Origin of the sequence: Embleya sp. NBC_00888 (assembly GCF_045207655.1) — a bacterium.
Lineage (GTDB): Bacteria > Actinomycetota > Actinomycetes > Streptomycetales > Streptomycetaceae > Embleya.
Window position 1 is genome coordinate 4,986,531 of sequence record NZ_CP108784.1, and the last position, 15,954, is coordinate 5,002,484.

Consider the following 15,954-nt stretch of genomic DNA (forward strand, 5'->3'; position numbering starts at 1 on the left):
ACTGCGACGGCGACTTCGCCCAGGACGTCGACACGCTAGATCCAGGTGCTGAACCACATGCGGTCCAGCCACCCGCTGCGCGAGATCGTCTCACCGGTGAAGATCGGATAGAAGTACAGGAAGTTCCACGCGATCAGCGCGATGATCGCGACCACGCCCGCCGTGCCCCAGGCCCGCCGCCGTTCGCCGGCCCCGGGTGGGCCGAGCAGCGCGCCGAGCATCATGGTCACCGCCAGGCACAGGAACGGGACGAACGCGACGGCGTAGAACAGGAAGATGGTCCGCTGCTGGTAGGCCATCCACGGCAGGTACGCGGCGGCGAGTCCGCACAGGATCGCGCCCGCGCGCCAGTCCCGGCGGCCGGCCCAGCGGAACAGCAGGTAGCCGACCGCGATCACGCCGGTCCACCACAGCAGCGGCGTCCCGATGCCGAGCACCGTCTGGTAGCAGTCCTGCTCGGTGCAGCCGGCCGTGCCCTGGTGCACGGTCTCGAAGTAGTAGGCGACCGGTCGGCCCAGGACCAGCCAGCTCCACGGGTTGGATTGGTACGGGTGCGGGCTGTCCAGGCCGGTGTGGAAGTTCCACATCTCCGAGTGGTAGTGCCACAGGCTGCGCAACGGCGCCGGCACCCACGTCATCCCGAATTGCGGCAGCGGGACGGAGAAGAGCTTGAGGTCGAGGGAGCCGGGGGACAGGCCGGCCCGGTGGTCGGCCCAGTCCCGGAAGTAGCCGTCGTCGGTCATCAGCCAGCCGGTCCAGGACCAGATGTAAATCATCAGCGCGACCAGCACGGTGGACAGGAACGCGAACAGCACGTCGTGGCGCAGTGTGGCGCGGTAGGGGCGGCGGGCGCCGCAGGCGCGGCGGGTGCCGGCGTCCCACAGCACGGTCATCACGCCGAAGGCGGCGAGGACGTAGATGCCGCTCCATTTGGTGCCGCAGGCCAGGCCGAGGCAGATGCCGGCCATGATCCGCCAGGGGCGCAGGCCGAATTTCATCGAGGCCGCGCGTGCGGCGTCCGGGCCGGACTCGAACAGCCGGGCGGCGATCGCCCTGGTGTCGTCGCGGTCGATCAGCAGGCATCCGAACGCGGCCAGGATCCAGAACATCAGCACGAGGTCGAGCAGCGAGGTGCGGCTCATCACGAAGTGCAGGCCGTCGAGCGACATCAGCAGTCCGGCGACGCAGCCGAGCAGCGTGGAGCGGAACAGGCGGCGGCCGATCCGGCACAGCATCAGCACCGAGAGCGTGCCGAGCACGGCGAGGGCGAAGCGCCATCCGAACGGGGTGAGTCCGAAGAGTTGCTCGCCCAGCGCGATCGTCCACTTCCCGATCGGCGGGTGCACGATGTACGAGCCCTGCGTCTGCAGGATGTCGTGTTGCCCGGCCAGGATCTGCTCGTTGGCCTCCTTGGGCCAGGTGCCCTCGTAGCCGAGTTCGAGCAGCGACCAGCCGTCCTTGGCGTAGTACGTCTCGTCGAATATCACCGCCCTGGGCCTGCCCAGGTTCCAGAACCGGATGAAGCCGGCCAGCAGGGTCACCAGAACGCAGGGCAACCAGCCGCCGCCGGTGTACGCGCTGTTGTCGGTGTACGAGGGCACCAGCCGCTCGCGCAGCGAGGTCGGCGGTCGGTCCCGGTAACCGAATCGGGCCAGTGACCAGGCCCACCCGCGCGGCTCGGGACGTGCGGCCCCGGTGCTGCCGGGGGACTCCGCATCCCCCTCCGGGGGGTGCTTTCGGGTCGGCTGATCAGTAGCCACGTCACTCGTCACCCGTGCATCGTATTGACGCGCGGGCGAACCGGGGCGCGCGAAAGGGGAGGATGGCCGAGTGGAACACGAACAGCACAGTCCTCAGGGCGGCGTACTCGTACTGGCCGGCACCCCCATCGGTGACGTGAGCGACGCGCCCGCGCGGCTCGCCGTCGAACTCGGCGCGGCCTCGGTGGTGGCCGCCGAGGACACGCGCAGGCTGCGCAGATTGGCCGGCGCGCTCGGCGTCGAGGTGCCCGGGCGGGTGGTGTCCTACTTCGAGGGCAACGAGGCGGCGCGCACCCCGGAGCTGGTCCAGGCGCTGCGCGAGGGCAAGCGGGTGTTGTTGGTCACCGATGCCGGGATGCCGTCGGTGTCCGATCCGGGCTACCGGCTGGTCGAGGCCGCGGTGGCCGAGGACATCAAGGTGACCGCCGTACCGGGGCCATCCGCGGTGCTCACCGCGCTCGCGCTGTCCGGGCTGCCGGTGGACCGGTTCTGCTTCGAGGGATTCCTGCCGCGCAAGGCGGGCGAGCGGGCCCGGCGGTTGGCCGAGTTGGCCGCCGAGCCGCGCACGATGGTGTTCTTCGAGGCGCCGCACCGGCTCGCCGAGTCGCTCGCGGCGATGGCCGAGGCGCTGGGCGCCGACCGTCGCGGCGCGGTGTGTCGCGAGCTCACCAAGACCTACGAGGAGGTCCGCCGGGACACCCTGGCCGAACTCGCCGAGTGGGCGAAGCCGGGGGTGCGCGGCGAGATCACCGTCGTGGTCGCCGGCGCGCCGCCCGCCGACCCCTCGAAGATCGGCCCGACCGAGCTGGTCGAGCGGGTGGCCGGACGCGAGGCCGCCGGACAACCGCGCAAGGAGGCGATCGCGGCGGTGGCGGCCGAGGTCGGCGTGCCCAAGCGGGTGGTCTTCGACGCGGTGGTCGCGGCCAAGAAGGCGTGACACCCGAAAGGACCGGTCGGCGGCGGATCGCGACCCTCGGCGACGGCTCGGCAACGGACCGCGACCCTTCGGTGTGCCGCGTCCGCCGTCCGCGACGCGGCGTGCCCGCACGGCCCGCTCCGGTCGCGGCCGGGTCGGTCAAGCGCGTGCAACGGGCAGGTACGGCACAGCACTCGATTGGGTGATGAGTCTCTCGGGTTCTCCATATTCCGTGTTGGCCGACGTCAAGGAACCGTATGTACCGATACGGAAGGCGCCTCGCGGGCATTCCATGGATACCGGTCACGGGAAGCCCCTGAACGAGTCGGTGGGCTCGCCCGCGCGAGGAGGTCGTCATGGAGAACCCGACGGTGGTGCACGAGTCCTATGCCTTCGTCTGCATGTCCTGCGGTCGCGGATGGGAGCGCGACTACGAGATCCACCACGCGACCGATCTGCACGGAACGCGACTGTGCCGGTACTACTCGATGGGGGCGCTGGTCCCGTCCCCGTTCACCAAGCCCGCGTGCGAGCACTGCGACGGCACCCGCCTGCGGATACTCCCGGCGGGCCGGGTCGCGTCGGTCACCGGATCCCGGGCCGTGGTCAAGTCGGCCAAGTCGGTCAAGTCGGTCAAGTCGGCCAAGTCGGCCAAGCCGGTCGCGACCGTGAAGGCCGACAAGCCGGCCAAGGTGCCCGCCGCGCGCGGGGCCTCCCGGTGGCACCTGCCGTCCCTGCACCGCTCCGCCTGAGCCTCATCCGGGCCGCGGGCCCGCCGGTGCCCGCTCCCGCGGATACTCGGGGGCGGGCGCCGTCGCGTCGGCCGTAGGATTCCGGGTATGGCGGCCACTGGAACCACTGAACACACTGCGGGCGAGCGCGAGAAGGCGTTCTATGTCACAACGCCCATTTACTACGTAAATGACGCCCCGCACCTGGGCCACGCCTATACGACCGTCGCAGGCGACGTGCTCACCCGTTGGCACCGCCAGCGCGGCGAGAAGGTGTGGTTCCTCACCGGCACGGACGAGCACGGTCAGAAGATCATGCGCACGGCCGAGGCGAACGGCGTCACTCCCCAGGAGTGGTGCGACAAGCTGGTCACGGAGGCGTGGAAGCCCCTCTGGGAGCACTTGGAGATCGCCAACGACGACTTCATCCGCACCACCGAGAAGCGGCACACCGACCGGGTCCAGGAGTTCGTCCAGGACCTGTACGACAAGGGCGAGATCTACAAGGGCGGCTACGAGGGCCCGTACTGCGTGGCCTGCGAGGAGTACAAGGCACCCGGCGACCTGCTCGACGGCGAGGACGGGCAGAAGTTGTGCCCGATCCACAAGCGCCCGGTGGAGATGCTCAAGGAGGAGAACTACTTCTTCAAGCTCTCCGAGTACGGCCCTCGGCTGCTCGAGTTCTACGAGGCCGACCCGGACTTCATCCAGCCGGCCTCGGCCCGTAACGAGGTCCTCCAGTTCGTCCGGCAGGGCTTGCAGGACCTGTCCATCTCGCGCTCCACGTTCGACTGGGGCATCCCGGTCCCGTGGGACCCCAAGCACGTCATCTACGTGTGGATCGACGCGTTGCTCAACTACGCCACGGCGGTCGGCTACGGCGCGGACCAGGCGAAGTTCGAGGGCACCTTCCCGGCGGACGTGCACTTGGTCGGCAAGGACATCCTGCGCTTCCACGCGGTGATCTGGCCGGCGATGCTGATGGCCAACAGCCTGCCGGTGCCCGGCCGGGTGTTCGCCAACGGCTGGCTGATGGTCGGCGGCGAGAAGATGAGCAAGTCGAACCTGACCGGCATCTCGCCGCGGCAGCTCACCGACCACTTCGGCGTGGACGCCTACCGCTACTACTTCCTGCGGGCGATCCAGTTCGGCCAGGACGGGTCGTTCTCGTGGGAGGACTTCTCCGCGCGGTACACCTCCGAACTGGCCAACGACTTCGGCAACCTGGCCTCGCGCGTGGCGGCCATGGTCGGCAAGTACTTCGACGGCGAGCTGCCCGCCTCCACCGCGGACGGGGACGCCGAGGGCACGCTGCACAGCGCGCTGATCGAGGCCGTGTCGGTCGCCGACGACCGGGTCCGCGCGCTGGACTTCCAGGCCGGTCTGGACGCGGTGTTCGGCTACGTGAAGCTGGTCAACGGCTACATCACGGAGCAGGAGCCGTGGAAGGTGGCCAAGGACGACAGCCCCGAGGGCCGGGCCCGACTGGCCACCATCCTGTACACCTCGGCCGAGTCGCTGCGCGCGCTCGCCGTGCTGCTGAACCCGGTGATGCCGGAGACCGCGCAGAAGTTGTGGGACTCGCTCGGCGCCGAGGCGCACCTGGGCGCGCTGGACAAGCAGCACGTGCAGGACTCGGGCCGCTGGGGGCAGTTGCCGGCGGGCGCGACGATCACCAAGGGCGCGATCCTGTTCCCGCGCCTCGAAGAGAAAAAGGACTCCTGACCCTTGAGCAAGCGCAAGCGCCGGGACGGCGGGCCCCGGGACACCACCCCGCCGCCCGCGCCCGAGCCGCTCTCGGTGCCCGTGTGGGACGCCCACACGCACCTGGACCTGCAGGAGGCGAAGGTCGTCGACGCGTTGTCGGCCGCAGCCGAGGTCGGCGTGGACACGCTGGTCCAGGTGGGCATCGACGTGCCCTCGTCGGTGTGGGCGGCCGAGACGGCCGCCGCGCACGAGCGGGTGCACGCGACGGTCGCGCTGCACCCCAACGAGGCGCCGCGGATCGTGCTCGGCGACCCGGACGGGTGGTCCGGGCAGCGCCGCGGGCCGGGTGGCGCCGCCGCCCTGGACGCGGCACTCGCCGAGATCGACCGACTGGCCGCGTTGCCGCACGTGCGCGGGATCGGCGAGACCGGCCTGGACTACTTCCGCACCGGCGACGAGGGCGTGGCCGGCCAGCAGGAGTCGTTTCGCCGGCACATCGAGATCGCCAAGCGGCACCGCAAGCCGCTGGTGATCCACGACCGCGAGGCGCACGCGGACGTGTTGCGCATCCTGGCCGAGGAGGGCGCACCGGAACGAGTGGTCTTCCACTGCTTCTCGGGTGACGCGGAGATGGCGAGGACGTGCGCCGAACTGGGCTACGTGATGTCCTTCGCGGGCAACGTGACCTATCCCGGCGCACAGCCGTTGCGGGACGCGCTCGTGGTCGCGCCGACGGACCTGATCCTGGTCGAGACGGACGCGCCGTTCCTGACCCCGGTGCCCTACCGCGGCCGACCGAACGCGCCCTACCTGGTACCGATCACCGTGCGCGCGATGGCCGAGGTCAAGGGCCTGACCGAGGACGAGTTGGCGACCGCGCTCGCGGCCAACGCCGAACGCACCTTCGCACCCGCGTAGTTGCCCCGATCGCACCGCCCGTCACCCGGACGACCGGGTGGCGGGCGGCGGTGTGCCGGCGCCGGTGTACAGTCCGATGCTCGTCGGGCGGAACATCGGCCCGGCCGCTCGTCGGCCCCGACCGCGGCCCGGCCCGGACCACACCGGCCGCAGCACACCCCCGGACCAGCCCCTTCGGAATCCCCCAGGAGCACCGTTGAGTCGTTCCGCCGGCTCCGCCCGCAGGCGCAACACCGCCCGGGCGGGTCGGGGCGGCAGCCGCCCCGGACCCTCTCTGCGCACTCTCGTTCCGCAGGCCCTCGTGGTCGCCGTCCTGGTCGGCGGCACCACGGCCTTCGTCTCCTACGACAAGACGGTCACCCTCGTCGTGGACGGCGAGGAGCGCACCGTGCACACGTTCGCCTCCGACGTCTCCGGGCTGCTCGGGCGCCAGGAGATCAAGGTCGGCGAGCACGACATCGTCGCGCCGGGGCGCAAGGCGGGCATCGAGGACGGCGACCGTGTCGCGGTGCGCTACGGCCGGCTGCTGACGATGACCGTCGACGGGCGGCCCCAGCAGGTCTGGGTGACCGCGAAGTCGGTGTCCGAGGCGCTGGAGCAGGTCGGCGTGCGGGCGGACGGCGCCTACCTGTCGGTGTCCCGCGACCTGCCGATCGGCCGCCAGGGGCTCAATCTGGACGTGCGCACCGAGCGGGCGATCACCTTCCTGGTCGACGGAAAGACCGTGCCGCTGCGGACCAACGCGCCGACCGTGCAGGCGGCCCTGGAGCAGGCCGGGATCGCGATAGGGCCGCAGGACCGGGTGGACACGCCGACCGACGTGTATCCCCAGCAGGGGCAGACCATCTCGATCCTGCGGGTCACCGGCACCACCGTGACCAAGGACGAGAAGATCCCGTTCAAGACCACCAAGCAGGACGACCCGACCCAGTACAAGGGGACCGAGGAGGTCGCCACCAAAGGTGTGATCGGGCTGCGCCAGATCACCTACTCGTACGAGACGATCAACGGCGTCAAGCAGGAGCCGCGCAAGATCTCCGAGAAGGTGGTCAAGGAGCCGGTGACCCAGATCGTCAAGGTCGGCACCAAGGAGATGCCGAACTCGGTGGCCGGGGCCGACCAGCTCAACTGGGGTGCGCTCGCGCAGTGCGAGTCGGGTGGCCGGGCGAACGTGGTGGACGCGTCCGGGACCTATCACGGGCTCTACCAGTTCGACGCGCAGACCTGGCAGTCGATGGGCGGCACCGGGGTGGCAAGTCAGGCACCGGCCTCGGAACAGACATATCGGGCAAAGCTCATGTTCGTCCAACGGGGGGCGAGTCCGTGGCCGCTGTGCGGCAGTAGGCTCTACTCGTGAGTGATCTTCCCGCGGGACCGGGACTGCTCGGTGCCGCGGACGTCCGCGCGCTCGCCGAGGCCCTGGGCGTACGCCCGACCAAGCAGCTCGGCCAGAACTTCGTGATCGACGCCAACACGGTGCGGCGCATCGTGCGGACCGCCGGCGTGCGCGCCGAGGACGTCGTGGTCGAGATCGGTCCCGGGCTCGGCTCGTTGACGCTGGCGCTCCTGGAGAGCGCCGCGCGGGTGGTCGCGGTCGAGATCGACCCGGTGCTCGCCCGGCACCTGCCGACCACCATCGAGGCCCGGATGCCCGAACGCGCGGCCGACTTCGCGCTCGTGCACGCGGACGCGATGACGGTGACCGAGCTGCCGGGGCCGGCGCCGACCGCGCTGGTGGCGAACCTGCCCTACAACGTGTCCGTGCCGGTGCTGCTGCACATGTTGCAGACCTTCCCGTCGCTGGAGCGGCTGCTGGTGATGGTGCAGTCCGAGGTGGCCGACCGACTGGCCGCGACGCCCGGCGGCAAGGTGTACGGCGTGCCCTCGGTCAAGGCCGCGTGGTACGCCGACGTCAAGCGCGCGGGCGCGATCGGGCGCAACGTGTTCTGGCCGGCGCCCAACGTCGACTCGGGCCTGGTGTCGTTCGTGCGCCGCGAGCCGCCGAAGACCACGGCGACCCGCCAGGAGGTGTTCGCGGTGGTCGACGCCGCGTTCGCGCAGCGGCGCAAGACGCTGCGGGCCGCGCTGGCGGGCTGGGCCGGTTCCGCCGCCGGCGCCGAGCAGGCACTGCGCGCGGCCGGGATCGACCCGCGGACACGCGGCGAGGCGCTGGGTGTCGAGGCGTTCGCCCGGATCGCCGAGCACCGCCCCGGGTCGGCCCCGTCGGGTGTGCCGGGCGACGCGGGGGAGCCGACCGCGCCGGCCGAGGCCGACCCGAACGAGCCCCGCGCCTGAGGACGCGGTGCCGCCGTCGATACCATCGGCGACGGTGCCGAGGAGTTCGCACGGCCCCCGTCCGAAGAGGCCCGACAGGGCCACGAAGGAGTTCCACGAGCCGTGTCTTCCGTCACCGTCAGTGTTCCCGCGAAGGTCAACCTGCAACTCGCGGTCGGTGGGGTGCGGCCGGACGGCTTCCACGAGCTGGTCAGCGTCTTCCACGCCGTGTCGCTGTACGACGAGGTCACCGTCACGCCCGCGGACCGGTTGAGCCTGGCCTGTGAGGGCGAGAGCATCACCGAGGTTCCGCTGGACCACAGCAACCTGGCCGCGCGCGCGGCGATCCTGCTCGCCGACCGGCTCGGGCGCGAGCCGAACGTGCGCATCCACATCCGCAAGGGCATCCCGGTCGCCGGCGGCATGGCCGGCGGCAGCGCGGACGCGGCGGCGACACTGCTCGCGTGCGACACGCTCTGGCGCGGCGACACGCCTCGCGAGATGCTGCGCCGGCTCGGCGCGGAGTTGGGCAGCGACGTGCCGTTCTCCGACCTGGGCGGCACCGCGATCGGCACCGGGCGGGGCGAGCGGTTGGCCTCGGTGCCGACCACCGCGCGCTTCCACTGGGTGTTCGCGCTGGCCGACGGCGGCCTGTCGACGCCGGCCGTGTACGGCGAGTGCGACCGGTTGCGCGAGGTGGCGGGCGAGGCGGTCGGGCGGCCCGCGCCGCGCGAGGAACTGATCGCCGCGCTGCGGGCCGGCGACGCGCACGCGCTGGGCGCGAACCTGGTCAACGACCTGCAACCGGCGGCGCTGTCGTTGCGGCCCGCGTTGGCCGCGACGCTGCGCGCGGGCATGGCCGCGGGCGCGGTCGGCTCGCTGGTGTCCGGGTCCGGACCGACGTGCGCGTTCCTGGCGCCGGACCGGGAGACCGCGCACGTGGTGGCCGAGCGGCTCACCGGATCGGGCACCTGCCGGGCCGCGCGGGTCGCGTTCGGCGCGGTGCCCGGGGCCCGGGTGTTGCCGCGTCGGGTCGTTCCGGTGGAGCGCGAGAACACCGTGTAGTTCGGACCGTTAGAGTTGGTCGAATGCGAGCGTTGCGGTATGGCGGTTCGGTCTGATGGCGAACCTGGTCAATCTTGAGTCAGTCGGCAAGGCGTATGTCATGCGCACCCTGCTCGACGAGGTGTCCCTCGGCGTCGCCGAAGGCGACCGGATCGGGGTCGTGGGCCGCAACGGGGACGGCAAGACCACGCTGATCCGGGTGATGGCCCAGCGGGAGCCGGTCGATTCGGGCCGGGTCACCCACGTGGGCGGCCTCAGCCTGGGCATCCTGAGCCAGCAGGACGACCTCGACCCGGCGGCTACCGTGCGCCAGGAGATCGTCGGCGACCGCCCCGAACACGAGTGGGCGGGCGACGCGCGCATCCGCGACGTGCTGACCGGGCTGTTCGGCGGGCTGGCCATGCCCGGCTTCGAGAGCGGCATCGACTCGGTGATCGGACCGCTGTCCGGCGGCGAGCGGCGCCGGATCGCGCTGGCGAAGCTGCTGATCGAAGAGCACGACCTGATCATCCTGGACGAGCCGACCAACCACCTCGACGTCGAGGGCATCGCGTGGCTGGCCGGCCACCTCAAGACCCGGCGCTCCGCGCTCGTCGTGGTCACCCACGACCGCTGGTTCCTGGACGAGGTCTGCACCCGTACGTGGGACGTACAGGGCGGCAAGGTGCACGACTACGAGGGCGGCTACTCGGCGTACGTGCTGGCCCGGGCCGAGCGCGCGCGGATCGCGAGCACCGAGGAGACCAAGCGGCAGAACCTGGTCCGCAAGGAACTGGCCTGGCTGCGCCGCGGCGCGCCCGCGCGGACGTCCAAGCCCAAGTTCCGGATCGAGGCGGCGAACGAGCTGATCGCGGACGAGCCGCCGCCGCGCGACACTCTGGCGCTGCGCGGCTTCGCCAACGCGCGGCTGGGCAAGACCGTGTTCGAGCTGCTCGACGTGCGGATCGAGGCGGGCCCCAAGACGCTGCTGGAGCACCTGACCTGGAATCTGGGTCCGGGCGACCGGATCGGTCTGGTCGGCGTCAACGGCGCGGGCAAGACCTCGCTGCTGCGCGCGCTCAAGGACGCGGCGTACCAGGAGAAGCAGCCGGCCGCCGGCAAGGTCGTGGTCGGCCGTACCGTCAAGCTCGCCTACCTCTCCCAGGAGGTCGCCGAACTCCCGCCCACGCTGCGGGTGCTGGAGGCGGTGTCGCAGATCCGCGAGCGGGTCGAGATCGGCAAGGGCAAGGAACTGACGGCCGGTCAGCTCTGCGAGCAGTTCGGCTTCACCGGTGAGAAGCAGTGGACGCCGGTCTCCGACCTGTCCGGTGGCGAGCGCCGCCGCCTGCAACTGCTGCGGTTGTTGATGGACGAGCCGAACGTGCTGTTCATGGACGAACCGACCAACGACCTGGACATCGAGACGCTGACCCAGCTGGAGGACCTGCTGGACGGCTGGCCGGGTTCGCTGGTGATCGTCAGCCACGACCGGTACTTCGTCGAGCGCACCACGGACACCGTGCTCGCGCTGCTCGGCGACCGCACGCTGCGGATGTTGCCGGGCGGCATCGAGGAATACCTCAAGCGCCGTCGGGACGCGGTCGAGGCCGGGGCGACCGCCGCGCCGACCCGGCGCGGTTCCGGCGACACCCGCGCGGCGAAGAAGGAACTCCAGCGAGTGGAGCGGCAGTTGACCAAGCTGGCCGACCGGGAGAAGAAGGTGCACGACGGCTTGGCCGAGCACGCCACCGACTTCGACAAGGTCTCCGCGCTGGACGCCGAACTGCGCGCGATCCGGGACGAGCGCGACGAGTTGGAGATGCGCTGGCTGGAGCTGGCGGAGGAGACGGAGTAGCGCGGGCGGCCGGGCGCCTCGGGGGCGGCCGGCCGACTCGACACGTGTCGGCCTCGGTGTCGGCCGCGGTCGGGCACGGCGGGATGACGGCACGGAAACGAGCCGGGAACACCCCGATGATCACGGGGTGATGCTTCGCGCACACGGAAAAGGCGAAGTTGCGGGCGTTTGGGCAAAACCGCGACGGGGGCCGAGGGTGGGCCGTACGCTGAATCCCGAGTGCCGGTGGTTGCCTGCGCGGTTGTTGGTCCACCCGATGCGCCTGGGCCGCAAGTGACGTCGCGACTGTGGGGCCACCGGGGTCGTGGGGGCAATTGGGGCAGTCGCGTACGACCGCCGGGGTGGGGCGTGGTGCGATGGGGAGGGACGTCCATCCGCACCGGCGTGTCGGTGCCGCATGTGGTCGGTGCACGATCCGATGCCGATCACGCTGCACCTGACCAAGGGGGGCTTGATGGGTCGGAGTTCGGCAGCGACGGACATTTCGGGAGCGGGTCTGCGGACCCTGGTCGTGGGGGCCGGGTCGGCGGGCAGCGCATTGGCGCGGGATCTGTTGCGGACACCCGATTTCGGGTTGCGTCCGATCGGATTTCTCGACGACGACCCCGACAAGGACGGGGTGCGCGTCGCCGACGCGGACAATCCACAACATCTACTTCCGGTCCTGGGCGGTCTCGCCGCCCTGACCGACGTGGCACTGGAGCACGGCATCGAGGTGGTCGTGCTGGCCATCCCGGGGCTTGCGCACGAGGAGTTTCGCAAGGTGGCCGCCGGGGCCGCCGCGATCGGCGCCGCGGTGCGGTATCTGCCGTCCTTCCTGGTCGCGTTGCGGCGCGACGTGGTCGGCAGCGACATGCGCATGCTCGACGTCAACCGACTGATCGGTCGGCAGGAACTGCATGTGGTCTCGGCGTCCGTGCGCGAGGTGATCGCGGGCCGCCGGGTGCTGATCACCGGTGCGGGCGGCTCGATCGGCAGCGAGTTGTGCCGGCAGGTGTACGGCTTCGGGCCGAGCCGGATGTACATGCTCGACCATGACGAGTCCAACCTGCACCGCCTCCAACTCGACGTGTGGGGCGAGGCGTTGCTCGACGACGAGACGCTGGTGATCGCGGACATCCGGGATCGGCCGCGGATCGAGCAGCTCTTCCACGATCTCAAGCCGGAGGTGGTCTTCCACGCCGCCGCGCACAAGCACCTGCCGCTGCTGGAGCGGCATCCGTGCGAGGCGGTCAAGTCCAATGTGCTGGGCACGGAGAACCTGGTCCGGGCCGCGCTCGACGTGGGGGTCGAGCGGTTCGTGCTGATCTCCACGGACAAGGCGGCCGACCCGGTCTCGGTGCTCGGCGCGACCAAGCGGCTCGCCGAACTGATCGTGCAGGCCAACACGCAGGCGCCCGGGGTGTTCGCGGGCGTGCGTTTCGGCAACGTGCTGGGCAGCCGGGGCTCGTTGTTGTCCGTACTGGCCGAGCAACTGCGCGCGGGCGGCCCGGTCACCGTCACGCACCCGGACGTCACCCGGTTCTTCATGACCATCGAGGAGGCCGTGGGACTGGTCCTGGAGGCGGGTCGGATGGCCCAGGGCGGGGAGATCTTCGTCCTGGACATGGGCGAGCCGGTACGGATCGTGGACCTGGTGCACAAGTTCGCCGAACAGGTGAATCTGCCCAACGTGCCGATCCGCTTCACCGGCCTGCGTCCGGGCGAGAAGCTCAACGAGGCGCTGTTCTCGGCCACCGAGGAGCGCCTGCCCACCGAACACCGCCGGATCCAGGCGACGGTGCCACCGGGCCAGGCGCTCGACGCGGTGGTCCGGTTGCCGGAGCTGTACGACGCGGCGGCGGTCAACGACACGAAGGCGGTGCGCGCGCTGCTGAGCGAACTGCTGCCGGGCTACGTCACGCCGGAGCCGGCCGGGACCGAGGTGTTGTCGGCGCCGTACCCGGACGACTTCTAGACGATCCGCACGATGCTCGTCGGGATCGGGGCGACCCTCGTCACGATCCGGACGACGCTCGTTCACCTGATGGACGGCAATCCCGTGACCGGTGGGGCGGAGGGCGCAGTACGGTGGCCACGAGGCCCCTGTGCTGCGAAAGGCGGATCCTCCGATGATCGACCCCGAACTGAGGGCGGCTCTGGACGCGATGCTCGGCGATCCGGAGCACTGGGTGCACGTGGGCACGGTGACCCCGACGGGGGAGCCGCACGTGACACCCGTGATGCTCGCGTACGACGACGAGTACCTCTACCTCAGCCTCACCGGCCGCACCAAGAAGGCCAACCTGGAACACGATCCGCGGGTCTGTCTGTCGATGGCGCGGGACGGCGACATCGCGCACGTCATCGTGTGGGGCGAGGTCGCCATGCGCGAGGACGAGTGGGCACAGGAGCGCTGGGAGTTCGCGATGCGGCACATCCTGGGCGACGAGGGTCTGGCCCAACAGCGCCGCCCGCTGTCCCGCGAGGGTACGAGCCTGGGCGTGGTCACCCCGAAGCGCTGGCGGGTCTTCGGCCTGGGCCTGGGCCCGGGTTCGTGAGTCCCGCCGCACTCGCGCGCGCGGCGATCGTGCCCCCGGGTCAGCCGTGCAGCGCCTCGTCGGCCTCGCGGTGGATCTCCGCCTGCGCGAACAACACCGAGGCCACGTAGCACGGCAACGCGATCAACGCGGCGACGAGCACGACATCCTCGGCCCGAAGCAAACTCGTCGCGACCCCGATCAACGCCAGCGCCAACGGCAACCACCGCCGCCAAGCCGCCAGTTCACGCATCCGCACGACCCGCGCGGCCCGCGCGAGCACCGCCCCGCCCGCCACCGCCACAAAGCCGATCGCCAGCAACTCCACAGCAGTACAACGGCCTTCCGGGCAGGTGGTCGACGCGAACACGCACGCCCCCAAGCAAACCAGAAGTTCCCCGGGCCCGCCCCCCGATCGAGTCGCCCGAACCCGCCCGACCGGGGTCGCGCCGCGGCCTCACCCGCGAGGTCCGCCGATCGGCCGATCGCCGGGCCCGGTTGCCGCGCATCGCGCCGCACGCGGGCCGTTCGCTCCCGAGGCGGCCGAACCCGTCGATCCGCGACCGGTGCGGGAGGCGCTCGGCGCCGGGGGACGGCGCCGGTGTGCCATCTCGCGTGGGCGGTGGAGGCGGACGTACTCGCGGCGACCCGCACGCCGGATCGGCCCGCCGTACCGGGCCCGGTCGGGCCGTCGGACGCGACCGAACTCCCGACCGTCGGCGTATGGATCACCCGCGTGCGGCGCCGATGTACTCCCGCCGCTCGGCTCGATCGGGTGTGCCACGCCTGTCGACCGAGGGCCGGCCCGGTGAATCCGTTCGCATTCCCGTTACCCGACAGTCGCCCACAGCTACCTGTTCCCGGGCGAATCCGACGGCGGGCTGCTACTAGGCTGGCCCGGCAGACCAGCGTGCCCCTTGATCAAGGAGAAACTCGTGCCGTCCATCGACGTCATCCACGCCCGGGAGATCCTGGACTCCCGAGGGAACCCCACGGTGGAGGTCGAGGTCGTCCTCGACGACGGCAGCTCGGGCCGTGCCGCCGTGCCGTCCGGCGCTTCCACCGGTGCCTTCGAGGCCGTCGAACTGCGTGACGGCGACGAGACCCGCTACGGCGGCAAGGGTGTGCAGAAGGCCGTCGACGCGGTCAACGAGCGCATCTACGAGGAGATCGCCGGCACCGAGGCGGACGACCAGCGGCTGATCGACCAGGCGATGATCGACCTGGACGGGACCGAGAACAAGGCCGAGCTCGGCGCCAACGCGATCCTGGGCGTCTCGCTCGCCGTCGCGCACGCCGCCGCCGAATCGGTGAATCTGCCGCTGTTCCGCTACCTCGGTGGCCCGAACGCGCACGTGCTCCCGGTGCCGATGATGAACATCCTCAACGGTGGTGCGCACGCCGACACCAACGTCGACATCCAGGAGTTCATGATCGCGCCGATCGGCGCGGAGACCTTCGCCGAGGCGGTGCGTTGGGGCACCGAGGTCTATCACTGCCTCAAGTCCGTGCTCAAGGCCCGCGGCCTGGTCACCAGCATCGGCGACGAGGGCGGCTTCGCGCCGAACCTGGAGAGCAACCGCGCCGCGCTCGACCTGATCGTCGAGGCGATCGAGATGGCCGGCTACACCCCGGGCACCGACATCGCGCTCGCGCTCGACGTGGCCGCGTCCGAGTTCCACACCGACGGCGCGTACGTGTTCGAGGGCGCCAAGAAGACCTCCGCCGAGATGTCGGCCTACTACGCCGAGTTGGTCGCGGCGTACCCGCTGGTGTCGATCGAGGACCCGCTGGACGAGAGCGACTGGGAGGGCTGGGTCGCGCTCACCGCGCAGCTCGGCGACAAGGTCCAGCTCGTCGGCGACGACCTGTTCGTGACCAACCCGGAGCGCCTGGCGCGCGGCATCGAGGAGAAGGCGGGCAACGCGCTTCTGGTGAAGGTCAACCAGATCGGCACGTTGACCGAGACCCTCGACGCCGTGTCGCTCGCCCACCGCAACGGATACCGGTGCATGATGAGTCACCGGTCCGGCGAGACCGAGGACACCACGATCGCGGACCTCGCGGTGGCCACGGACTGCGGCCAGATCAAGACCGGCGCCCCGGCGCGCTCCGACCGGGTGGCCAAGTACAACCAGCTGCTGCGCATCGAGGAGATCCTCGACGACGCGGCGGAGTACGCCGGCCGCGGCGCGTTCCCGCGCTTCGACGGCTGACACCGGGTCGAGCG

Annotated in this window: 13 protein-coding genes; 11 read left to right on the plus strand and 2 right to left on the minus strand. The window is 70.9% G+C overall.

Annotated elements, in window-relative coordinates; translation table 11 throughout:
* Positions 1 to 35 precede the first annotated feature (35 nt).
* Entirely contained in the window at positions 36 to 1,772 is a 1,737-nt protein-coding gene (locus OG948_RS21135) for a dolichyl-phosphate-mannose--protein mannosyltransferase (protein ID WP_406298028.1), read from the minus strand.
* A gap of 58 nt (positions 1,773 to 1,830) precedes the next feature.
* Between OG948_RS21135 and rsmI the strand changes: the two genes are divergently transcribed.
* The 10 genes from rsmI to OG948_RS21185 all read left to right on the plus strand — a co-directional run bounded on the left by rsmI (position 1,831) and on the right by OG948_RS21185 (position 13,745).
* Complete coding sequence (gene rsmI, locus OG948_RS21140; RefSeq protein ID WP_406298029.1) at positions 1,831 to 2,697, plus strand: 16S rRNA (cytidine(1402)-2'-O)-methyltransferase; 867 nt, start codon at positions 1,831 to 1,833, stop codon at positions 2,695 to 2,697.
* Positions 2,698 to 3,032: 335 nt separating this feature from the next.
* Entirely contained in the window at positions 3,033 to 3,428 is a 396-nt protein-coding gene (locus tag OG948_RS21145; protein WP_406298030.1) for a hypothetical protein, read from the plus strand.
* 87 nt (positions 3,429 to 3,515) lie between these two features.
* On the plus strand, positions 3,516 to 5,132 hold the full coding sequence (gene metG / locus OG948_RS21150) for a methionine--tRNA ligase (protein WP_406298031.1): 1,617 nt from the start codon (positions 3,516 to 3,518) through the stop codon (positions 5,130 to 5,132).
* Positions 5,133 to 5,135: 3 nt separating this feature from the next.
* Positions 5,136 to 6,032 (plus strand): TatD family hydrolase, encoded by an 897-nt coding sequence (locus OG948_RS21155; protein ID WP_406298032.1) that lies wholly within the window; start codon positions 5,136 to 5,138, stop codon positions 6,030 to 6,032.
* A 196-nt stretch (positions 6,033 to 6,228) separates the two neighbouring features.
* Complete coding sequence (locus OG948_RS21160) at positions 6,229 to 7,389, plus strand: ubiquitin-like domain-containing protein (protein ID WP_406298033.1); 1,161 nt, start codon at positions 6,229 to 6,231, stop codon at positions 7,387 to 7,389.
* Positions 7,386 to 8,327, plus strand: a complete 942-nt coding sequence (rsmA, locus tag OG948_RS21165; RefSeq protein WP_406298034.1) for a 16S rRNA (adenine(1518)-N(6)/adenine(1519)-N(6))-dimethyltransferase RsmA — start codon at positions 7,386 to 7,388, stop codon at positions 8,325 to 8,327. Before OG948_RS21160 ends, rsmA begins: the two co-directional genes overlap by 4 nt.
* 102 nt (positions 8,328 to 8,429) lie before the next feature.
* Positions 8,430 to 9,371: a 4-(cytidine 5'-diphospho)-2-C-methyl-D-erythritol kinase gene (locus OG948_RS21170; RefSeq protein WP_406298035.1), complete on the plus strand. Its 942-nt coding sequence runs from the start codon at positions 8,430 to 8,432 to the stop codon at positions 9,369 to 9,371.
* Positions 9,372 to 9,423: 52 nt separating this feature from the next.
* Positions 9,424 to 11,205, plus strand: a complete 1,782-nt coding sequence (locus OG948_RS21175; protein ID WP_406300308.1) for an ABC-F family ATP-binding cassette domain-containing protein — start codon at positions 9,424 to 9,426, stop codon at positions 11,203 to 11,205.
* Positions 11,206 to 11,602: 397 nt separating this feature from the next.
* Entirely contained in the window at positions 11,603 to 13,162 is a 1,560-nt protein-coding gene (locus OG948_RS21180) for a polysaccharide biosynthesis protein (protein ID WP_406298036.1), read from the plus strand.
* 154 nt (positions 13,163 to 13,316) lie between these two features.
* Positions 13,317 to 13,745 carry a pyridoxamine 5'-phosphate oxidase family protein gene (locus OG948_RS21185; RefSeq protein WP_406298037.1) on the plus strand — a complete coding sequence of 143 codons (429 nt, stop codon included), beginning with the start codon at positions 13,317 to 13,319 and terminating at the stop codon, positions 13,743 to 13,745.
* A gap of 40 nt (positions 13,746 to 13,785) precedes the next feature.
* Here the strand turns inward: OG948_RS21185 and OG948_RS21190 are convergent, their stop codons facing one another.
* Positions 13,786 to 14,052, minus strand: a complete 267-nt coding sequence (locus tag OG948_RS21190; RefSeq protein WP_402239210.1) for a hypothetical protein — start codon at positions 14,050 to 14,052, stop codon at positions 13,786 to 13,788.
* Between the two features lie 607 nt (positions 14,053 to 14,659).
* Here OG948_RS21190 and eno point away from each other — a divergent pair.
* Entirely contained in the window at positions 14,660 to 15,940 is a 1,281-nt protein-coding gene (gene eno, locus OG948_RS21195; RefSeq protein WP_406298038.1) for a phosphopyruvate hydratase, read from the plus strand.
* Positions 15,941 to 15,954: the final 14 nt, after the last annotated feature.